This window comes from Streptomyces sp. NPDC002206 (assembly GCF_053593595.1).
Genome location: NZ_JBSFCW010000009.1, coordinates 142,837 through 164,882, shown reverse-complemented (window position 1 = coordinate 164,882; position 22,046 = coordinate 142,837). Strand labels below are relative to the sequence as shown.

At 68.5% G+C, this 22,046-nt stretch carries 16 protein-coding genes; 10 read left to right on the top strand and 6 right to left on the bottom strand.

All coding sequences use genetic code 11. The annotated features are described in order from the left end of the window. Positions 1-58: 58 nt before the first annotated feature. Positions 59-1,927 (bottom strand): lectin, encoded by a 1,869-nt coding sequence (locus ACWCP8_RS19265; protein ID WP_451117071.1) that lies wholly within the window; start codon positions 1,925-1,927, stop codon positions 59-61. 279 nt (positions 1,928-2,206) lie between these two features. Here ACWCP8_RS19265 and ACWCP8_RS19260 point away from each other — a divergent pair, with 279 nt between their 5' ends. The 9 genes from ACWCP8_RS19260 to ACWCP8_RS19220 all read left to right on the top strand — a co-directional run bounded on the left by ACWCP8_RS19260 (position 2,207) and on the right by ACWCP8_RS19220 (position 15,259). After that, positions 2,207-3,181, top strand: a complete 975-nt coding sequence (locus ACWCP8_RS19260; RefSeq protein WP_356003789.1) for a LacI family DNA-binding transcriptional regulator — start codon at positions 2,207-2,209, stop codon at positions 3,179-3,181. 195 nt (positions 3,182-3,376) lie between these two features. After that, entirely contained in the window at positions 3,377-5,053 is a 1,677-nt protein-coding gene (locus tag ACWCP8_RS19255) for an ABC transporter substrate-binding protein (RefSeq protein WP_451117069.1), read from the top strand. Between the two features lie 21 nt (positions 5,054-5,074). Beyond that, positions 5,075-6,121, top strand: a complete 1,047-nt coding sequence (locus tag ACWCP8_RS19250; protein ID WP_451117067.1) for an ABC transporter ATP-binding protein — start codon at positions 5,075-5,077, stop codon at positions 6,119-6,121. Continuing rightward, positions 6,118-7,098 (top strand): ABC transporter permease, encoded by a 981-nt coding sequence (locus ACWCP8_RS19245; RefSeq protein ID WP_356321127.1) that lies wholly within the window; start codon positions 6,118-6,120, stop codon positions 7,096-7,098. Before ACWCP8_RS19250 ends, ACWCP8_RS19245 begins: the two co-directional genes overlap by 4 nt. Positions 7,099-7,102: 4 nt before the next feature. After that, positions 7,103-8,101 (top strand): ABC transporter permease, encoded by a 999-nt coding sequence (locus ACWCP8_RS19240; protein ID WP_451117064.1) that lies wholly within the window; start codon positions 7,103-7,105, stop codon positions 8,099-8,101. After that, complete coding sequence (locus tag ACWCP8_RS19235) at positions 8,098-9,111, top strand: ABC transporter ATP-binding protein (RefSeq protein ID WP_352263066.1); 1,014 nt, start codon at positions 8,098-8,100, stop codon at positions 9,109-9,111. The genes ACWCP8_RS19240 and ACWCP8_RS19235 overlap by 4 nt, the downstream gene beginning before the upstream one ends. A gap of 28 nt (positions 9,112-9,139) precedes the next feature. Then, the gene (locus ACWCP8_RS19230; RefSeq protein ID WP_451117062.1) at positions 9,140-10,558 is read left to right on the top strand and encodes a GH1 family beta-glucosidase; all 1,419 of its coding nucleotides are present in this window, start codon (positions 9,140-9,142) and stop codon (positions 10,556-10,558) included. Between the two features lie 154 nt (positions 10,559-10,712). Further along, positions 10,713-13,826 carry a glycoside hydrolase family 3 protein gene (locus ACWCP8_RS19225; RefSeq protein WP_451117060.1) on the top strand — a complete coding sequence of 1,038 codons (3,114 nt, stop codon included), beginning with the start codon at positions 10,713-10,715 and terminating at the stop codon, positions 13,824-13,826. A gap of 62 nt (positions 13,827-13,888) precedes the next feature. Next, positions 13,889-15,259: a hypothetical protein gene (locus ACWCP8_RS19220; RefSeq protein WP_451117058.1), complete on the top strand. Its 1,371-nt coding sequence runs from the start codon at positions 13,889-13,891 to the stop codon at positions 15,257-15,259. Between the two features lie 176 nt (positions 15,260-15,435). Here the strand turns inward: ACWCP8_RS19220 and ACWCP8_RS19215 are convergent, their stop codons facing one another. The 4 genes from ACWCP8_RS19215 to ACWCP8_RS19200 form a co-directional block, all read right to left on the bottom strand. Then, positions 15,436-15,609 (bottom strand): hypothetical protein, encoded by a 174-nt coding sequence (locus tag ACWCP8_RS19215; RefSeq protein WP_352263072.1) that lies wholly within the window; start codon positions 15,607-15,609, stop codon positions 15,436-15,438. Between the two features lie 150 nt (positions 15,610-15,759). Next, complete coding sequence (locus ACWCP8_RS19210) at positions 15,760-16,659, bottom strand: oxidoreductase (protein WP_352263074.1); 900 nt, start codon at positions 16,657-16,659, stop codon at positions 15,760-15,762. A gap of 325 nt (positions 16,660-16,984) precedes the next feature. Next, on the bottom strand, positions 16,985-18,346 hold the full coding sequence (locus ACWCP8_RS19205; protein WP_451117055.1) for an SGNH/GDSL hydrolase family protein: 1,362 nt from the start codon (positions 18,344-18,346) through the stop codon (positions 16,985-16,987). A gap of 681 nt (positions 18,347-19,027) precedes the next feature. Then, complete coding sequence (locus ACWCP8_RS19200; RefSeq protein WP_352263078.1) at positions 19,028-19,642, bottom strand: YceI family protein; 615 nt, start codon at positions 19,640-19,642, stop codon at positions 19,028-19,030. 238 nt (positions 19,643-19,880) lie between these two features. Here ACWCP8_RS19200 and ACWCP8_RS19195 point away from each other — a divergent pair, with 238 nt between their 5' ends. After that, on the top strand, positions 19,881-20,405 hold the full coding sequence (locus ACWCP8_RS19195; protein ID WP_352263080.1) for a hypothetical protein: 525 nt from the start codon (positions 19,881-19,883) through the stop codon (positions 20,403-20,405). A gap of 69 nt (positions 20,406-20,474) precedes the next feature. Here ACWCP8_RS19195 and ACWCP8_RS19190 read toward each other — a convergent pair whose 3' ends face one another. Next, positions 20,475-21,701, bottom strand: coding sequence for a glycoside hydrolase family 64 protein (locus ACWCP8_RS19190; RefSeq protein ID WP_451117052.1), 1,227 nt, complete (start codon positions 21,699-21,701; stop codon positions 20,475-20,477). Between the last annotated feature and the right edge of the window lie 345 nt (positions 21,702-22,046).

Here is a 22,046-nt window from a genome sequence, read left to right as displayed (position 1 = left end):
GCGGACCCACGGAGCAGTCTCCGCGGGCCCGCCCCTCCCCCCGGACAGATCGGCCCCGTTACTGGAGATGCCACTTCTGGTTGGCGGCTCCGGTGCAGGTCCAGATCTGGGCGCGGGCCCCGTTCGCCGTCGACTGGTCGGTGATGTCCAGACACTTGTCCGCGGCCGTGTTGACGACGTCACCCGTCGAGGAGTTGTACGTCCAGCGCTGCGCCGACGAACCGTTGCAGGTGTACAGCTGCACTTTTGCTCCGTTGGCCGTCGACGCGGACGTCACATCCAGGCAGGAGCCCAACGCCTGGATGGAACCGTCCGCTGCGACCGTCCAGCGCTGCGCCGCCGAGCCGTTGCAGTCATAGAGCTGGACGGCCGTCCCGTCGGCACTGCTGCCGCCCGCGACGTCCAGGCACTTGCCCGCAGGGCCCGAGAAGACGCCCGAGGTGCCGGTGGAGCCGGACGGACTGCCGGACCAGGTGAAGGTCGCCGAGGTGCGCCCCGGCAGCGAGTAGGTGAACTTCTGGCCGCCCCAGTTGACGGTGGCCTGCTGCGCCGACGTACCGCCGTTGTACGCGATCAGCGCCTTCGAACCGTCCGGGTTGCGCCAGGCCACATTGGGCACGGTGGAGCTGGCCGTCGAGGCGATCCGCTGGGCGCCGGGCCGGACGAACTTCGTCAGATGACCCATCGTGTAGTACTCGACGTTGTAGTCGACCTGCCCGCTCCTGCTGTCCCCGTTGTGCACGGTGATCAGCCCGTCGCAGGTGCCGCAACCGCCGTTGTGCGGGCCCCGGTTCTGGTCCACGGCCAGGGACCACTTGGTCACCGACTTCGCCCAGTTGCGGGTGTAGTCGACGATGTTGAGCATGTCCTCGCGCTGCTGGTCGGCGATCCAGGTGCCGCCCGAGTGCTCGGTCTGGAAGGCGTCCATCGTCGGGTACTGGTTGTGCACGGTGGTCTGCTTGGTGACGTCACCGCCGTAGCCGTGCCAGGCGACCCCGCCGAAGTTCGGGTGGTTGCGTACCGCCGGGTCGTCCACCGTGGCCGCCGCGTAGGCGTCGTAGGTGTCCCAGTTCCAGTCGTGGGCGAGGACCTTGGTGGCGAGCCCCGCGGACTGGAGTTTGGGCAGCAGTTCGCTCTTGGTGAAGTAGGCGAGCCCCGAGCCGTTCCAGCTCATCGACGGATAGCCGGAACAGCAGGTCGGCTCGTTCTGCGCGGTGACGTAGTCGACCGGAATGCCCTGGTCCCTGTACGCCTGGAGGTACTTCACGAAGTAGTTGGCGTAGGCGCCGTAGTTCTCCGCCTTCAGCCAGCCGCCGTTCAGCTGGCCGCTGTCCTTCATCCAGGCCGGCGCGGTCCACGGCGACGCGACCGTCGTCAGCGCCGGGTTGAGCTGCTTGGCCTGCTCGGTCAGCGGGAGCACGTCCTCCAGATCATGTGCGATCGAGAATTTCGCCAGCGACGGGTCGGTCTGGCCGGACGGTACGTCGTCGTACGTGTAGCCGGTTCTGGCGAGGTCCGATCCGCCCATCGGATTGCGTACGAACGAGAGCCCGATGCCCTCGGTGGGGGAGAAGAGCTTCTTCATCGTCGCGTCGCGGGTCGCCTGGCTGAGCGCCCCGCTGCTCTTCATCAAGTACGCGGCCGTGTCGGTGAACGAGGCGCCGCCGCCCGTGAACGTCTGGTAGCGGGTGTTCTCGTCGACCGTGATGTTCGTACCGCTGCCACTGTTACCGGAGCCGAAGGCGACCGGGGTCTGTGCCTCCAGGCCGCGGGTGACATGCCGGCCACCGGCGTCGTCCGTCGTGGTCAGCGCGATGTTCACGGTCTCACCGGCGGCCTGCGCCGTACCGGACGAGAGCCCGCTGAGACCCGCGGTCGCGAGCACTGCGGCGACCAGCGCGCGAGCCGCTCTGCTTGATCTGATCATGGGCTGCTGCCTTTCTCGGCAGGGACTGTGGGGGAGTTGCCGTCGATCGAGGCGTGAGTGAACTGCTGTTGCGGACTCGCGTCAAGGGGGCGCGCGTTCACAACTTGAACACACAACACGTCCTGCCTGCCGGGGAGATGGGTACGGACCAATGTCGACGTGAAGTATTGACGGCACTGTTCCAGCGGGGTTAACTCACGCCGCAACGCCGGTACCGGTTCCGGAACCGGTTGCGGTACCGGTTCCGCTCCCTGTTCTGCCTTGTCCCGGAGGCCCCCGATGCGTGTCACCATCGCCGATGTCGCCCGTGAGGCCGGCGTCAGCAAGACGACCGTGTCCCGGGTCATCAACACCAAGGGCGAGGTGGACGGTTCAACGGCAGCCCGTGTTCGCGAAGTGATCGCACAACTCGGTTACGTACCCAGCTCGGGCGCCGTCGGACTGGCCCGCGGCAGCAGCCGTACGGTCGGCATGCTGGTGCCCTCGCTCACCTGGCCGTGGATGGGCGAAGTGCTCCAGGGTGTCGTCGACACCGTCGAGGCCGCCGACTACGGGCTGCTGCTCTTCACCTGCAACCGGGGCGCCGAGTCCGTGGAGCGCTTCACCAGCCAGGTGTCGGCGCGTGCCTTCGACGGGCTCGTCGTCGTCGAACCCGAGAACACCCTCGACCACCTCACCGCACTGCACCGCGGTGGCCTGCCGATCGTGCTCATCGATGACCGCGGCCACCATCCCGAGTTCCCCTCCGTCGTGACCACCAACCACGAAGGAGGCGCGTCCGCCGCCCGCCATCTGCTGGCCGCCGGACGCACCAGGCCCCTGGTCCTCACGGGCCCCCAGCACTTCGGCTGTGTACGCGACCGGCTGGACGGATTCCGTACGGTCCTGCCGACCGATCTCGTCGTCCACGGGGACTTCACCGAACGGTCCGGCCGACAGGCGGTGGAACAACTCCTCGCCGAAGGCGCACAGTTCGACTCGGTCTTCGCGCACAACGACATCAGCGCGGCGGGCGTGCTGCGGGCGTTGCGCGCGGCCGGCCGGTCGGTGCCCGATGACATCGCCGTGGTCGGCTTCGACGACATCCCGATGGCCGAGCACACCGAACCGCCGCTGACCACCGTGCGCCAGCCCACCCGGCAGATGGGTGAGACGGCGGCGCGGCTGCTGCTCTCCCACCTCGGCGGCACGGCCACCCCCGACGGACCGGTCGTACTGCCCACCGAACTGGTCGTGCGCCTCTCGGCGCCGTAGCGGTGCGGCCGGGATCCCTCCCGGCCGCCGCACCCCTTGTCGCCTACGCGCCTCCCCGCGCACCCTCGGCACCACCCGCACCACCCGCACCACCCGCACCACCCGCACCACCCGCACCACCTGTACCCGGCGCGCCGAGCGCCGACCACCCTCCGTCCCGGATCCTCCGGACCCGCAGTCCTTCCTGGAGTCGCCATGTCCGCACGCCGCCGCCCCGCACTGAGAGCGCTCTCAATAGCCACCGTCGTGGTCGCTCTTGCCACCGGTTGCTCGTCCGCCAACTCGGGTGCCAACAAAGGGGGTGGCGGCGCCTCCGGCGTGCTGACCCTGGGCAAGCCGGACGGACCGCAGACCAACAACAGCAACCCGTTCCTCAGCACCTCGGCCGGTGCCACGCTCGGCTACCGCTTCATGATCTACGAGCCGCTGGCGATGACGAACCAGATCAAGCCCGCGGACAAGGCCGAGCCGTGGCTGGCGACCGACTGGACGTGGGAGTCCAACTTCACCAAGGTCACCTTCACCCTCGACCCCAAGGCCAAGTGGGCCGACGGCAAGCCCCTGACCGCCGACGACGTCGCGTACACCTTCGAACTGCTCAAGAAGCACCCGGCGCTGAACGGCAACGGCATTCCGTTCGACGGGGTCTCGGTCGAGGGCAAGAAGGTTGTCCTGACCTTCAAGGACTCCCAGTTCGTCAACCAGAACAAGATCACCCAGCAGTTCATCGTGCCCAAGCACATCTGGGAAGGTGTCAAGAACCCGGAGACCTGGCCCAACCGCACCCCGGTCGGCTCCGGCCCGTACAAGCTGAAGACGTTCACCCCGCAGACCACCACGCTGACGGCCACGCCCACCTACTGGAAGGGCAAGACCAAGGTCAAGGAGCTGCGGTACACCGCGTACAACGACAACAGCGCGGCGACCACGGCGCTCGCGAGCGGCAAGGTCGAGTGGTCGTTCGTCTTCATGCCGAACTACAAGCAGCTGTTCGTCGCCAAGGACCCCAAGAACCACAAGCTGTGGTTCCCGTCCGGGCTCGGCATCCACGGACTGTGGTTCAACACCGCCCGCAAGCCGTTCGACAGCCCGGCGCTGCGCAAGGCCATGGCGATGGTCGTCGACCGCAAGGCGATCTACACCCAGGCCGAGGCGACCCTCTACCCGGAGATCACCAACCCCACCGGCATCCCGCTGCCCGCCGGTGACTCGTTCCTGGCGCCCGAGTACAAGAGCGCGACGACCGCGCCCGATGTGGCCGGCGCCAAGAAGATCCTCGACGACGCCGGGTTCAAGCTCTCCGGCGGTGTGCTGAAGGACCCGAGCGGAAAGCCGGTGAAGCTGACGCTGACCGACCCGGCCGGCTGGAACGACTACATCACCGGGCTCTCCATCATCAAGGACAACATCAAGCAGCTCGGCATCGAGGCGAAGGTCAAGACGCAGACCGCCGAGGCCTGGGGCGCGGACGTCGCCAACGGCAACTTCGACGCCACCCTGCACTGGACCAACAGCGGCGCGACCCCGTACGACATGTACCAGAACATCATGGACGGCGCGCTGCTCCAGCCCATCGGCAAGAGCTCCCAGCTCGGCAACTTCGGCCGCTTCAAGAGCCCCGAGGCGACCCAGGCGCTCAAGGACTACGCCAACGCCACCGAGGAAGCCACCCGCACCACGGCCATGAACAAGCTCCAGAAGATCATGGTCGAGCAGGCGCCGGTGATCCCGACGGCCGCCGCCCCCATCGGGGCCGAGTACTCCACGAAGAACTGGGTGGGCTGGCCCACCGAGGCCGACCCGTACGCCCCGCCGCAGCACACCCAGCCGACCGCGCTGGAGATCGTGCTGAACCTGAAGCCCTCCAAGTAAGTACGGGGAAACGGACCGGCCATGACCACCACCACCGATCGGACCGACGACGTCGTGCTCGAAGCACGCGGAGTCACCAAACACTTCCCCGTTCGCCGCACGGGCCGCGATCTCGTCTCGCGCCGGCGCCGCACCGTCCACGCCGTCGACGACGTCTCGCTGAAGCTCCGGCGGGGCACCGTCACGGCCCTGGTGGGGGAGTCGGGCTCCGGCAAATCCACCGTTGCCCGGCTGCTCGCCCAGCTGTATCCGCTCACCGAGGGTGAGATCCAGCTGGCGGGGAAGGCGGTGAAGGCGGGCCGTGGCCGGTCCTTCCGCTCATACGTACGACAGGTCCAGCTGATCTTCCAGGACCCGTTCGCCTCGCTCAACCCGGTGCACACCGTGTGCTACCACCTCACCCGGTCGTTGAAGATCCACGGCCGGGAGGCTACCGAGACCGAACTCGCCGCGCTGCTGGAGCGGGTGCAGCTCACCCCTGCCGCGCAGTACCTCGACAAGTTCCCGCACGAGCTCTCCGGCGGCCAGCGCCAGCGCGTCGCCATCGCCCGTGCGCTCGGCGCCGACCCGAAGGTCCTCCTCGCCGACGAGCCCGTCTCGATGCTCGACGTCTCCATCCGGCTCGGCGTCCTCAACCTGCTGCGGGATCTCAAGGAACGTCTCCACCTGGCGATCCTCTACATCACCCACGACATCGCCTCCGCCCGCTACTTCGCGGACACCACGCTCGTGATGTACGCGGGCCGGATCGTCGAGGGCGGTGACAGCGAGACCGTCACCCAGCACCCCGCGCACCCGTACACCCAACTGCTGATCGCCTCCGCGCCCGACCCGGACCGGGTGGTCGCCGAGGCGGAACAGGAGGAGACCGGCAGTGGCGAACCGCCGTCGCTGATCGCCCCGCCGGCCGGCTGCCGCTTCCATCCGCGCTGTCCGAAGGCGCTCGAGCGCTGCCGCACCGAACTGCCGCCGCGCTTCGACCTGCCGGACGGCCAGTGGGCGGCCTGCTGGCTGTACGCCGACGCCGCGGAAGCCGCCGATGACCACGAGAAGGAGGCTGCGAAGTGAAGTATCTGCTGCAACGGCTCGCCTTCTACCTGGTCACCGCGTGGGCCGCGATCACCATCAACTTCCTGATCCCGCGCCTGATGCCGGGCGACCCCGTCCAGTCCCTCATCGCCCGCTTCCAGGGCCAGCTCGACACCAGCGCGATCGCCTCGCTCAAGGCGCTCTTCGGCCTCGACAAGCACCAGTCGCTCTGGGAGCAGTACACCGACTACTGGTCGCATCTGCTCGACGGCGACCTCGGGCTCTCCTTCACCTTCTTCCCGACGCCGGTCAGCGAGGTGATCGGCCAGTCGTTGCCGTGGACGCTCGCGCTCGTCGGCGTCACCACCCTGATCAGCTTCGTGCTCGGTACCGGCATCGGTGTCTTCACGGGCTGGCGGCGCGGCTCCTGGATGGACAGCCTGCTGCCCGTCACCACGTTCATCTCCGCCATCCCGTACTTCTGGCTGGGGCTGATCGCCATCGCGCTGTTCGCCGTGAAGTGGCCGCTCTTCCCGGCCGCGGGCGGTTACGACAGTGCACTGGTGCCCGCGTTCGACTGGCCGTTCATCTCCAGCGCGCTCTATCACGCCGCCCTGCCGGGCCTCACGATCGTGCTCAGCGCCGTGGCCGGCTGGATCCTCGGCATGCGGAACATGATGGTGACGGTGTCCAGCGAGGACTACGTCATGGTCGCCCAGGCCAAGGGGCTCTCCGAGCGGCGGGTGATGTTCGGATACGCGGCACGCAACGCGATCCTGCCCAACATCTCCGGCTTCGCCCTCTCCCTGGGCTTCATCGTCGGCGGCACGCTGCTGGTGGAGATGGTCTTCTCCTACCCGGGCATCGGCTACCAGCTCTTCCAGGGCGTGGGTGCCAAGGACTACCCCCTGATGCAGGGCGTCTTCCTCATCATCACGCTCTCGGTCCTCGCGGCGAACCTCCTCGCCGACGTCATCTACATGGTCCTCGACCCCCGTACCCGAAGGGAGGCCTAGGAACATGGCCGTCACCGCTGCAGAGGTCGCCGTACTCGACGCGACCGAGACCCCGGCGCCCAGTCGGCGCAGGTTCCGCTTCCTGCGCGGCCGCAAGACCGTCGTCGGGCTCGGGATCCTGTCCTTCTTCGTCGTGATCGCCGTCATCGGGCCGTGGATCGCTCCGTACGACCCGGACACCATGAGCAACGAGCTGCTCCAACCGCCTTCCGGCGCACACTGGTTCGGCACCACGCAGACCGGTCAGGACGTGCTCTCGCAGATCCTCGTCGGCACCCGCGGGGTCCTGGTCGTCGGCTTCGTCGCCGGGATCTTCGCGACGATCCTGTCCGTACTGATCGGGGTCAGCGCCGGCTTCCTCGGCGGCACCGCCGACGAACTGCTCTCGGTGCTCTCCAATGTCTTCCTGGTCATCCCGGGACTGCCACTGATCATCATCATCGCGAGCTTCGTCTCCGACGCAGGTGACCTGCTGATCGCCACCGTGATCGCCTTCACCTCCTGGGCGTGGGGCGCACGCGTCCTGCGCGCCCAGACGCTGTCGCTGCGCCGCAGGGACTACATCGAAGCGGCCCGCGCCACCGGTGAGTCCACCTGGCGGATCATCTTCTTCGAGGTCCTGCCGAACCTGACGGCCGTCATCGCGTCCGGCTTCGTCGGCACGGTGATCTTCGCGATCCTGTCCGAGATCACCCTCGCCTTCATCGGCGTCGCCGACATCTCCAACTGGAACTGGGGGACCGTCCTGTTCTGGGCGCAGTCCAACCAGGCACTGGCCCAGGGCGCGTGGTGGTGGTTCGTCCCGGCCGGACTCTGCATCGCCCTGCTCGGCATGTCGCTCGCCCTGATCAACTTCGGCATCGACGAGTTCGTCAACCCGCGGCTGCGTACGGAGACGGGCGCGTCCCGGAAGATCCGGATGCGGGTCGGCTTCACCCCCGTGGCGCGCGGTACGCACGATGCCGCGGTGCACGGCACGCACGACAAGGAGACCCGCTCATGAGCGAGCCCGTCCTCACCATCAGCGGCCTGAATGTGGACTACGGGACCGGGGACGCCGCCGTGCACGCGCTGCGCGACATCGACCTCACCCTGCACCGAGGCGAAGTCCTCGGCCTGGCAGGCGAGTCGGGCTCCGGCAAGTCCACCCTGGCATACGCCGTCACCCGCCTCCTCTCCCCGCCCGGAGTGATCACCGGCGGCGAGGTCCACTACCACCAGCGCGACGGGGAAACGCTCGACCTGCTGACGCTGACCGCCCCCGAGCTCCGCGCCTTCCGCTGGCAGGAGTTGTCGATCGTCTTCCAGGGAGCGATGAACTCGCTCAACCCGGTGCACACGGTCCACAGCCAGCTCACCGATGTACTCAAGGCGCACCGCCCCGAGATGAACCGGGCCGAGCGCACCGCACGCGCGAAGGAGCTGCTGTCGCTGGTCGGCATCTCCGCGGACCGGCTCTCCGCCTACCCGCACCAGCTCTCCGGCGGCATGCGCCAGCGCGTGATGATCGCGATGGCACTTGCGCTGGAGCCCGAGATCGTCATCATGGACGAGCCCACGACGGCCCTGGACGTCGTCATGCAGCGCCAGATCCTGCGCCAGCTGGTCAGGCTCCGTGAGGAGCTGGGGTTCTCGGTCGTCTTCATCACGCACGACATCTCGCTGTTGATCGAGTTCTCGGACCGGATCGCGATCATGTACGGCGGACGGATCGTCGAGGAGGCCGGCGCCTCCGACATCTACCAGGACCCCCGTCACCCCTACAGCGACGGCCTGCTGCACTCCTTCCCGGCTCTGCACGGGCCCCGCCGCGAACTCACCGGCATTCCCGGCTCGCCTCCGCATCTGTCCGCGATGCCGGCCGGCTGCGCCTTCCACCCCCGCTGCGGCAAGGCACTCGAACCGTGCGCCACCCAGGTGCCGGTGCTCGACCGGCCGGAAGGGGACGGCTCCCGCACGGTGGCCTGCTGGCTGCATCAGCCGGCCCCGGCCGCCGCCGCCCCCCGCTCGTAGCGATCCCACAGCACACCACAGGAGAACCATGAACCTCGTCATCCCTCAGGGATACGCTCGCGAGATCGTCGCCGAGCCCGTCACCGGTCTGCCCGCCGACTTCCGCTGGGGCGTTGCCACCGCCGCCTACCAGATCGAGGGAGCGGCCGCCGAGGACGGCAGAACCCCGTCCATCTGGGACACGTACTGCAGGGTGCCGGGCATGGTCGTCCGCGGCGAGAACGGCGATGTGGCCTGTGACCACTACCACCGGATGCCCGAGGACGTGCAGCTGATCGCGGACCTGGGCGTCGACACGTACCGCTTCTCGCTCGCCTGGCCGCGCATCCAGCCCGGCGGCCGCGGCCCGGCCAACGCCAAGGGCCTCGACTTCTACAAGCGGCTGATCGACGAGCTGGAGTCCAAGGGCATCACCCCCTGGATCACCCTCTACCACTGGGACCTGCCGCAGGAGCTGGAGGACGCGGGCGGCTGGCCGGCCCGTGACACCGCCTACCGCTTCGCCGAGTACGCGGCCCTCGCCTACGACGCGCTCGGTGACCGGGTCAAGCACTGGACCACGCTCAACGAGCCCTGGTGCTCGGCCATGCTCGGGTACGCGTACGGCAACCAGGCCCCCGGCCGTACGAACTTCGGCGAGGCGATCCACGCGGTCCACCATCTACTGCTCGGCCACGGGCTCGCCTCCCGGTACATCCGCGAGACCGCCGCCGCCCGCGGCAACGACCTGGAACTGGGCATCACGCTCAACCTCGGCACCGCCACCCCCGAGACCGACAGTCACGAGGACGCCGAGGCCTGCCGGCGCGCCGACGGGCTCGGCCGCCGCCTCTATCTGGATCCGGTGGTCAAGGGCGCCTATCCCGAGGACGTCATCGCCGACCTGGCCCTGCAGAACGTCGAACTCCCGTTCCAGGACGGCGACCTGGAGATCATCTCCACCCCGCTCGACGTCCTCGGCGTCAACTTCTACCGCGGCACGCTCTTCTCCGGCGTCACGGAGGAGGGGGCCCCGGTGGACGCCGACGGCCTGCCGGTCACCCGCGGCGTCGAGCGCGACCTGCCGCGTACCGCCATGGACTGGGAGATCACCCCCACCGCCCTCACCGACCTGCTGGTGCGGCTGCAGAAGGACTACGGCATCCCGACCGTCATCACCGAGAACGGCGCCGCGTTCGACGACACCGTCTCCGAGGACGGCGAGATCCATGACGCCGACCGCACCACCTACCTCGCCGACCACATCGCCGCCGTCGCTGCGGCCCGCACCGAAGGAGCCGATGTCCGGGGCTACTTCGCCTGGTCGCTGATGGACAACTTCGAGTGGTCCTACGGCTACGACAAGCGGTTCGGCATCGTCCGCGTCGACTACGACACCCAGGAGCGGACGCTCAAGGACAGCGCCAAGTGGTACCGCGACACGATCCTCCTCACCCGCGGCGCGTAACTGCGGCAACAACCAGGTCTCCCAGCCCTGCTGGGGTCTCCCGCAGTCCAGCGTCGACCGCATCGCGCAGGGCGGCGTGAAGGCGGAGATCCACTGGGTGCGGGTCGAGCAGAAGAAATAGCAGAAGCACTTTTCAGTGTCCGAAGGAGCCGCAATGCCACCACGCACCCGCCTCGCCCGCCACCGGGCCAGACCGGCGACGGCCGCACTGGCTGCCGTCACCGTCCTCGCCGGTCTGCTCGCCGGAGCCGTCCCGAGCGCCAGCGCCGCCACCGCAGCGGCGACGGCGGACGACCCGGCGCCCGTCCTCGTCGACCGCTTCGAGGGCGAGGTCCCGTTCGCCAACCAGCCCGCCGACGGCATCTTCACCTGGGGCGGCGACTCCGACGACCCGCCCACCCTGGCCCTGAAGGACCGCGCCGACGCCCCCGAGGGCGCCAAGGTCCTCGAAGGCACGTACAACATCAGCGGTTACGGCGGCCTCAGCCACGACTTCGCCGCCGACCAGCCCGCCCACGACTGGTCGGCCCACAAGGGCATCCGCTTCTGGTGGTACGGCCAGAACAACGCGCCGCTGCCGCCCGGTTCGGGCAAGAGGATCAACTTCGAGATCAAGGACGGCGGCGCCAACGGCGAGGCGTCCGAGCTGTGGACCACGTCGTTCACCGACGACTGGGAGGGCTGGCACCAGGTCGAGATCCCGTTCACCGACTTCGCGTACCGCACCGACTACCAGCCCGTCGGCGGCATCGACCAGGTCCTCGGCCTCGACGAGATGTGGGGCTACGCCGTCACGCTGCCGACCGGGGCCCCCGGCTCGTTCGCCATGGACGGGGTGGAGCTGTACGGGAAGGCCGACGCGGCCCTGAAGGCGAGCGTCGTCACGGATGCGGCGGTCCATACGGTGAAGGAGGGCGGCACGGCGGACATCGATGTCTCCGTCGCCACCACCGGCTCCGTACCGATCGAGGAACCCGTCACCGTCGCGTACGAGACCAAGGGCGGCAGCGCCGAGCCCGGCAAGGACTACACGCCGGTCACCGGCACGTACACCTTCCCGGCAGGCACCGCGTCCGGGACCTCGCACCGGATCTCGGTGGCCACCAGCAAGGACGGCGCAGCCGAGTCCGCCGAGACGATCCCGCTCGAACTCACCGTCACCGGCGCCAAGCCGCCCAAGGAGAACCCGCAGGTCGTCATCGACGCCCATGGGCTGCCGTACCTCGACCCGAAGCTCCCGGTGAAGAAGCGCGTCGCCGACCTCCTCTCCCGGATGTCGCCGGCCGAGAAGGCCGGCCAGATGACGCAGGCCGAGCGCAATGCACTGAAGTCGCAGGGTGACATCGCCACGTACGATCTCGGCTCGCTGCTCTCCGGCGGCGGCTCCGTCCCGACGCCGAACACACCCGAGGCGTGGGCGAAGATGGTCGACGCCTACCAACTCCGGGCGCAGGCGACCCGCTTCCAGATCCCGCTGATCTACGGCGTGGACGCGGTGCACGGGCACAACAACGTCATCGGCTCGACGATCATGCCGCACAACATCGGCATCGGTGCCGGCCGCGACCCGAAGCTCGCCGAGAGGACCGGCGCGGTCACCGCCGACGAGGTCCGCGCGACGGGCATTCCGTGGGACTTCGCACCCTGCCTCTGCGTCACCCGCGACGAGCGCTGGGGCCGCTCCTACGAGTCGTACGGTGAGGACCCGGCACTCGTCGAGTCCATGGAGACGGTCATCCAGGGCATGCAGGGCAGCGCGTCCGGCAAGGACCTGCACCGCAACGACAAGGTCCTGGCCACCGCCAAGCACTACGTCGGCGACGGCGGTACGGAGTTCGGCTCGTCCACCACCGGTTCGTACACCATCGACCAGGGCGTCACCAAGGTCACCCGGCAGGAGCTCGAAGCCGTGCACCTCGCCCCGTTCGAGGAGGCCGTCAAGCGCGGTGTCGGCACGGTCATGCCGTCGTACTCCTCGCTCGACATCCTCGGCGACGACCAGGGCCCGGTGAAGATGCACGCCGACGCCGAGATGATCAACGGCGTGCTCAAGGACCGGATGGGCTTCGAGGGCTTCGTCATCAGTGACTGGCAGGCCATCGACCAGATCCCCGGCGACTACGCCAGCGACGTCCGTACGTCCATCAACGCCGGACTCGACATGATCATGGTCCCGACGGCGTACCAGGACTTCACGAAGACGCTCCAGGACGAGGTCACCGCCGGCCGGATCAGCCAGGCCCGGATCGACGACGCGGTCACCCGCATCCTGACCCAGAAGTTCCGGCTCGGCCTCTTCGAGAAGCCGTACGCCGACACGACCGACATCGACCAGGTCGGCTCGGCCGGACACCGTGCGGTGGCCCGCGAGGCGGCGGCCAAGTCGCAGGTCCTGCTGAAGAACGACGGCGGAGTGCTGCCGCTCAAGGCGTCGCAGAAGGTGTACGTCGCCGGGTCCAACGCCGACAACATCGGCAACCAGGCCGGCGGCTGGACCGTCAGCTGGCAGGGCTCGTCAGGCAGGATCACCACGGGTACGACGATCCTGGAGGCCATGAAGAAGGACGCCACGGCCGCGGCCGCGGTCACCTACTCCAAGGACGCTTCGGCATCCACGGACGGCTACGACGTGGGTGTGGTCGTGGTCGGCGAGACCCCGTACGCCGAAGGCATCGGTGACGTCGGCAACGGCAACGACCTGGAACTGACCGCCGCCGACAAGGCCGCGATCGACAAGGTCTGCGCCGCGATGAAGTGCGCGGTCCTGGTGGTCTCCGGCCGCCCGCAGCTCATCGGCGACAGGCTCGGTGACATCGACGCACTCGTCGCGTCCTGGCTGCCGGGCACCGAGGGTGACGGAGTGGCCGACGTGCTGTACGGGAAGCGTGCCTTCACCGGACAGCTGCCGGTCACCTGGCCGAAGTCCGAGTCGCAGCTGCCGATCAACGTCGGCGACGCGACGTACGACCCGCAGTTCCCGTACGGCTGGGGCCTGACCACGCTGAAGAAGGCTCCGACGGGCGGCGAACTGACCCTGGGCGCGCTCGCCGTCGCCGCGCAGCTCGCGGAGAAGGCCGGGCTGGGGAAGTCCGAGGCAGGCAAGGCGATCGTCGACCAGGCCCGCTTGCTGGTGCAGCAGAAGACCGGCGGGAAGCCGACCGCGGCGGTGTCCAAGCCGTTCGCCGACGCCGACCATCTGCTGCTCACCGGTGATCTGACCGGGGCGGTGGCCGAGCTGAGGACGGCGTACCGGGCCGTGCAGCGGTAACAGAAACGGGGCTGACCCAGGTGGGCGGAGCATTTGTCGCCCACCTGGGTTAGCGTCGATATATGCGGAACAGACTGTTCCCGACCCTGCTGGCCGGCCTGCTGCTGATGCTCTCGGCAGCCATGCTGGCCATGGCCCCGGCTGCGCCGAGCGCCACGACGATCAACGATGTGGCCAGGGCCCTGCGCCAGGGCCCGGTGTACGTCGATCCGGCAGCGTCGGACCAGCTGTCCGCGAGCCAGGCCGACGCCCTGACCAAGAAGATCAAGGACGCGGACAAGCCGGTCTTCGTGGCTGTGCTGCCGCGGACCTCCGCGTTCCCCGAGGCCACGGTGTTGCGGACGCTGCGCAACGACACCGGGATCACCGGCGTGTACGGAATCCGCCTCGGCGACACGTTCAAGCTGGGCGCGGACCGGTCGGTCATGTCCGTCACGGCCCGCCAGAACCTCTCCGCGGCCCTGCAGGCCCCCGGCACCGCCACGGACGCCACCACCCAGCTCACCACCTTCGTCGACCAGGCCGTCGCCCAGGCGCGCGGTCACGCACCCGCCTCCTGGAGCGGCGCTTCGAACGACACGGGATCCGGCGTGACCGCACTGATCACGGTCGGCGCGCTCGCCGTGATCGGCGGTGGGACCGCGTACGCGATCGTCCGCCGCAACCGCCGCCGCAAGGCGGAGGAGGAACGGGAGGCGCTCGACAAGCTGCGGGTCGTCGTGGACGAGGACATCACCGCATACGGCGAGACCCTCGACCGCCTCGACTTCCACCCGGCGGAGGCCGGCGCCGACGACGCGATGCGCGCCGACTACGAGCGGGCACTCGACTCTTACGAGAGCGCGAAGTCCCGCATGGACAAGGCCCAGCACCCGTCCGACGTGCGCGGGGTCACCCAGGCCCTGGAGGACGGCCGCTTCTCCTTGGCAGTCCTGGAAGCCCGCCGCACAGGCAGCCGCCTCCCTGACCGCCGCCCACCGTGCTTCTTCGACCCCCGCCACGGTCCTTCGGTGGCCGATGCCGTGTGGACGCCGTCCGGCGGCGCACCGCGCGAGGTCCCGGTCTGCGGCGTGGACGAGATCCGGCTGCGCGACGGCGAGGACCCGTTGAGCCGCACGGTCGACACGGGCGACGGCCGTCGCCGCCCGTACTGGGAGGCGGGCCCGGCGTACGGCCCCTGGGCGGGCGGCTACTTCGGCGGCGGCCTGCTCCCCGGCCTGCTGGTGGGCACCCTGCTCGGCTCGATGCTCTCGTCCCCGGCCTACGCGGCGGACTACGGCGGTGGCGACTTCGGCAGCGGCGACTACTCGGGCGGCGACTACTCCGGCTCCGACTTCGACCCGTCCGACTTCGGGGGCGGGGGCGACGGCGGAGGATTCGGCGGAGGTGGCGATTTCGGTGGCGGCGGCGATTTCGGCGGCGGCGGCTTCTGAGAGCCGAAGCTGCGCACCGGCAGGCTCCGCCGGGAAGTCATTGGGCCCAGCGATGAGGGCGCCCGCACGGCCGCTTCACCGCGGGTGCGGACGCCCTCGTACTTTCCCGGGATCAGCGGCCTGCCCGTGACCCGGCGTAGCCGGGTCGGGGCAGCGCATCAGCGGGGGAGTGGTTGTTACAGATCCTGCTCGATCTGCGTTTCCCGGACCTTGTCGTCACGGTGCGTCTTCTCGTTCTTGATGGTGTAGGTGGTCGCCGGTCCGCTGCCGCTGACCTTGGTGATCTCGCCCTGACACCGCTTGTTCTCCTGGTCCAGGTACTCCACGCGCTGACCCTCGTTGTGCGGCATTGACTTCTCCGTTTCTCGGTGTACACGGGCAGGAGCCGTCCCGGCGTTCCAGCACGGGCTGCCCCTGCCGGCGCCCGCTTCTCATCGCGGTGCGCAATGCCAGACCACACCGTGTTCGTACAACCAGCGACTCCAGAGAGCCCAATGGGGTCAACGGTTCCTGGTGAGCCCCGCCAGTTCGTCCCGCGAGAGCCGCAGCGCTCCGGCTGCCACGTTGGCGGTCAGGTGATCGGGATCGCCGGTGCCCGGTATGGCCAGGACGTGCGGTCCCTGGTGCAACGTCCAGGCCAGCCGGACCTGCGCGACGGTGGCTCCGTGTGCGCGGGCGACGGCGAGCAACTCGTCGTCGCCCCCGGCGCTCGCGCCCTGCTCGCGTCCCGCGCCGGCGATCGCGAAGAACGGCACGAAAGCGACGCCCATCTCGCCGCAGGCCCGCAGGAGATCGTCGTCGTCCGCGCTGTGCGCGTCGATGCCGTACCGGTTCTGCACGCAGACCACCGGGGCGATGGCCTGTGCCTCGGCGAGGTGTTCCGGTGTGACACCGGAGACTCCGAGGTGGCGGACCAACCCCGCTTCGCGCAGCTCGGCCAGCGCGCCGAAGTGCTCGGAGACGGACTCCTGGCCCATGACGCGCAGGTTCACGACGTCGAGGTGGTCGCGGCCCAGCTGGCGCAGGTTCTCCTCGACCTGGCCGCGCAGTTCGTCGGGCCTCGCCGGAGTCCGCCACGCGCCTGAAGCGTCCCGCACCGGACCGACCTTGGTGGTGATGACGAGATCTTCGGGATACGGCGCCAGCGCCCGGTTGATCAGCTCGTTGGCGGAGCGCAGCGGCGAGAAGTAGAACGCGGCGGTGTCGATGTGGTTCACACCGAGATCGATCGCGCGGCGCAGCACGGCTATCGACCGGTTGCGATCGCTGGGCGGACTGTCGGCGCTGAAGGCCTTGCCGTTCTGCGTCAGGCGCATCGCGCCGAATCCGAGCCGGTTGACGGTCAGGTCACCGAGCTTCCAGCTGCCCGAGGCTGTCGCGGTAATCGTCTCCGAGGACATGAGGTAACCGTTCAGGTGGTGTTCGGAACGCGCGAAGGGCAACTTCGTCACGTGGCGGAGGAGTTGGCAGATGGTCTCAAGCGAACCGTGTACTGCGGGTCACGATGGCTTGTACTCCTGCTCGATAGCTGATAACTTGGCCACCGAAGATGTATCTTTACTTTCTGATCTTCATGTGTGCAGGGTATCGCTCGGACTGACGGTCCGTCCAGTGGTCGCCCGTGCTTCCGGCTTTTCGCCGCCCGGAATACCCAATGCCGACAGCCGCATCACAGACGTGTGATGCGGCTGTCGGCATTGGGCCGAAACCGGCCCGGGCCGGGGTCTAGTTGAAGCCGAAGCCCCGTGGAAGCGGCTCCTGCCGGAACAGCCGGGACGGAACGGCGTCGGCCAGGGCCTTGTAGCCGGTCGGGTTCAGGTGCAGATGGTCGCCGTCGTCGTAGGTCGGCAGGAGTTGTCCCGGCTTCTGCGGGTCCCGCGCCACGCGATCGAAGTCGATCACGCTGTTGAACCGGCCGCTGGTGCGAATCCACTTGTTGACCGTCTGCCGGGCCTGCTCCCGGTATCCGTCCGGGTCGTCGTACGCGGTGTTGCCGCCGAACGGCGTCAGCGTCGCCCCGTACACCCGGATCCCGTGCGTGTGCGCCCGGACGATGATCTGGTCGTAGGCCGCGATCAGATCGTCCGCCACCTGCTTCTGAGCGGCTTCCGAGGCATCGGCCGTGCCGATGTCATTGACGCCTTCGAAGACGAGCAGCCACTCGACTCCGCTCTGTGCCAGTACGTCACGGTCCACCCGTGACAGGGCGTTGGGGCCCAGACCGTCGTTCAGTACCCGGTTGCCGCCGGCCGCCTGATTGAGGATCGCGGTGCCGGCGGTGTCCCGGTGCGACCGCAGCCTGTCCTGCAGCTGGTCCGGCCAGCGGTTGTTCATATTGGTGGTGGAGCCCCGGCCGTCGGTCAGCGAGTCGCCCAGCATGACAGCCGCCGCAGTGGTGCCTCTGGACCACACCTCGACTCCGCTGAGGAAGTACCAGTGTGCGCTCGATGCCGCCCCCGCCAGGTCCGTGTCCTCGACATGGTTGCCGGCCTGCATGAATGACGTGGTCCGGGAACCGGGGTGCGAGGTGATGGAGTTGGACGCCTGACCCTCGGCCAGGTAGATGGTCACGGAAAGGTTGGATCCGGGCTCCAGCTCGAAGTCCAGCGGATCGGAAACGATCTCCGACCCGACCGGAACGACCGCCGACGACCGACCGTGGAAGGTCACCTTCCGGGAGGTCTCCGGCTGGATCGCACTGTCGCCGGACCGCCCGCCGGCCGGAAGCGCGACCGAGACCGCGGTGATGGGCAGTGCCGCACCCCCGAACGCGTTGGAGAAGCGCAGTCGCATCTGCTGTCCGCCGACCGCCATGTGAACGGTCTGTCGCAGGGTGCTGTCGGCGAGGACCAGATTGTCCTGCGTGAACGGCGCAGGCGGCATATTGGCGGGCTCGGTCAACTGCGGCATCGACGTCCAGGTGTTCACCCAGTGGTTGTTCAATTGCTGCGATTTTGCGTCAACGGACAGACCCGGTGCCTTGTGGGCGCCCTCCGTGCCCACGGCTCCCACAGCGGAGGCCGTCGCCACTGTGGCCGCAAGAGCCACTGTTACGGTCAGGCCGACGATCGAAAACTTTCGGGCCATGGACTGCGTCCCCTTCATCACAATGATCCACGCACGCTGTGGCGGTGACGGTAAACGGGCTGGTTACTGGGTGTCAAGAAACCTTTCGCGATCCGACTTGAGTCGGTGGAATATCGAAACTTTCGAATAGCGAGAAAAGGGGCGGTGTGATGCAAGGTGTCTGCACCGCGAACTGACTGATCGTCAAATATCTGTGACGTGTGCGTCCGGACCGCGGAGTGTGCAGAACCGGGGTCGTCCGAACGTCGTGCGGCGCGACGGCTCCGCGAATTTCCCACCGGCTCTCGGGGGCGTCCAGGAGAGTGCTGGAACACCGAGGAATTGATGCCGTGGCGCGTGACCTGCCCGACTCGTTCCGCTGCCGTTCGACGGTTATGAATTCCTCGGTTTGCGCACCGGAAGGCAGGCTTGCGGAATGCGCGCGCCTTCCGGCTCACGGATCAGCGTGGCGTGCTATCGGCCTCGAATGTGGGGCGTACGAGCTCGGCATGGTCGACGGCGACGGTGTCGTACGACGCCCGGGTTCCGCGTAGGCAGGACGGCTCGGCCACGCCGCAGCCCCTATTACTCCCCGCGTGGGAAAGCGCTGCAACCGCGGCGGAGGGAAATGCCGAGCGCCCGCCTTCCTCCCCGGCGGGGGAGTGGAAGGCGGGCGCGCTCGGGTCGGGGTGCCTCCGAGGATCAGGCCTGCGCGGCGGCGGCCTTGATCGCGGAGATGTCGAAGTTCAGCTTGACCTTGTCGCTGACCATCACACCGCCGGTCTCCAGCGCAGCGTTCCAGGTCAGGCCCCAGTCGGAGCGGAGGATTTCCGCGCCGCCCTCGAAGCCGACGCGCTCGTTGCCGTAGGGGTCGGTGGCGGAGCCGTTGAACTCCAGGTCGATGGCGAGCGGACGGGTGACGTCCTTGATGGTGAGGTCACCGGTGATGCGGTACTTGTCGCCGCCGAGCTGCTCGGCGTGGGTGGAGCGGAACGTCATGAGCGGGAACTTCTCGGCGTCGAAGAAGTCGCCGCTGACCAGGTGACCGTCGCGGTCGGCGATGCCGGTGTCGATGCTGGCGATCTTGACGTCGATGGAGGCGGTGGAGTGGTGCGGGTCGGCGCCGTTCAGCGTCAGCGTGCCCTCGTGGTCGCCGAAGGAGCCGCGGACGTTGGTGACCATGGCGTGACGCACGGTGAAGCCGATGCTGCTGTGCGACGGGTCGATCGTGTACGTGCCGGTCAGCGCGGTCAGGGCCGGGTCCACGGCGGCGGTGGCGGTGGTGGACGGGGCGGACTTGCGGTTGAACAGAGCCATGGCTCCTCCTCGGGGGGCGTGATCGAGCGGGGGGTCGAGGTCGTTGTTTAACCTTCAACGACATCGACTGTAGCCGTACCTTGTTCAAAGTTCAACATCTGGCGCCGACCGATTTCGGTGGTGCGTCCACGGGGGTGACGGCGTTCGCCGCGTCGGCGCCCGATGCCCTCTGGCGGACGCGCGTAGAACTCGGGCACTATCTCCCTGCCCTTGTTGTCATGAGCAGGAGGAGTCCCCCATGGTGTCCCGTATGACACTGCGCCCCGTCCTGACCGCCCTCGCCCTCGTCCTCGGCGCCCTGTTCGCCCCCGGTATCGGCGTTCTCGGCAGCGGCGCCACCGAGGCGCACGCCGTCACCAAGCTCACGCACGCGCAGGCGACGTCCCGGTTCAGCTCGTCCGGTATCACCTGGTCGTCCTCCGGCGGCTGCTCCGACCGGAACAACCCCACCTGCACATCCTTCGAGCAGCTCAACCTGGCCACCGCCCAGGGGGCCCAGACCCTCAAGAGCGCCACCGGCTGCGCGCTCAACATCACGGGCGGCACCGAGACCGGGCACGCCAGCGGTACGTACTCGCACTGGAACGGCTACAAGCTCGACTACGGCAAGTCCACCTGTCTCACCAACTACATCCACAGCGCCTTCAGCTACATAGGGCTCCGTGGTGACGGCGCTCCCCAGTACAAGTCCGGCTCCGGGAACATCTACGCGGACGAGGGCAACCACTGGGACGTCCTCTACTACAACTGCGGCGGCTGCTGAGCCCGCACGCGCAGGTGCCCCCGCCCGGAAGGTCTCGGGCGGGGGCACCTGGCTGTACTTCTTTGTGGCTCAGGAGCCCACGCTCACCGTGAACCGCCGCGGGTTGCCGTCGTTCGCCGCCCCGGAGACGTCCGGCTCGCCGTCGGGACGTACGTCGTCGTACGGGAACGCGTACCCGATCGGGGTGTTCGCGTGCACCACGCGCGACCAGTGGTTCGTCACCGCGCCCCGGTAGTAGTCCGCCACCGTCGTGCCGTTCGGCTGGTCGGGGTGCGAGAGCATGAGGGACCGGTTGAAGCCCGCCGCCAGCCGCGCCAGCAGGGCCTTCTTGTCGTCGGAGTCGCCCGGGTTGTTGGTGAACGGCCCGTGGTTGCAGGTGAAGATGTCCTTCGACACCGGCTTGGTGAAGGTGTGGCCGCCGTCGAAGGTCAGGATGTCGCCGACGACCCGGCCGGTCCGTACGCCCCGACCGCCCTGGAGGTCGATCCGCAGATCCGTACCCCGGTACTTCTCCCAGGCCTGGTCGATCTGTGCGGTGAACAGGTCCCGGAACGGCATCTGGTCCGGCCGGTCGAAGTACGGCGCCATCAGGTTCTGCGGCGAGATCACCCGGAGTACGTTGCCGTCCGTGCCACGGGTCACCAGCTTGTCCCACGGTTGCCCGTCGGCCGCCGCCTGGGCGGTCAGGGCGTCGGCGATCCGCTGCACGGCACCGTTCGGAAGCGGCGCGACCGTGTGCGTCGTGTCGCCCTGCAGCGTCAGGCCGATCGGCAGCGCGGTGACCAGATCGACGTAGCTGATGTTCGCGTACAGCTGCTGCGGGTTGAAGGTGAACTCGCAGAACGACCAGGTCCGCCCGTAGTTCGGGTCGGCGGACGTCGCGAACGCCGGCTCGACCAGCGCGGGGCCGGGGTTCAGGAAGAAGTCCAGCTTGTCGTCGCGTACGAAGTAGACGCGGGCACCGTACATCTGAGGAAGCGTCAGGACTACGGGCCCGGCGCCGGCCGGCTTCAGCGGGATGGCGCAGTCGACCGGCAGCGGGGTCTGCGGTGCGGCGGGGGAGTCGGGGCGGTAGACGCCGCCGTCGGCCCGCAGCAGCATCCAGCGGTCGGTGCCCTGCTCATGGCCGGTGACATAGGCGTGGACCGTGCCGGGCAGCGAGCGGTTCTCCAGGGCCAGTTCACAGGTGGCGGCGGCCGCCGACGCGTGCGGGCTGAGGGCGCTTCCCCATGCGGGGTAGGTGAGCGCGGTCGCGGTGGCGGCGGCGCCCGTCAGGAACAGTCTGCGCGAGATCACGGGGGACTCCTGAGGTGTGGGGGCCGCGGACGGGAACGATCGTGCGGGGAGTCGGAACAAGGGGCGTCCGCGGTGCGCACCACTCTTGCGACGGCCGCCATGAGCGTCAAGGGTTGCGACTGAGAGCGCTCTCAAGAATGAGAACTCTTCACAACTCGTCGAGTGGGAACGGTAATTGGCGGGCGGCTGCGGGACGGGTCCTGACTGCGCGGTCAGGAAGTGAACACCGCACTCGCCTCGGCCCGCCCACCGGCCACTTGGACTTACGCAACGCGGTTGTTGGACTGGCACGCACATAGGGGTCCCGCTTCGTTGACGGTGTCCCGACATGGGGACTACTCAGGG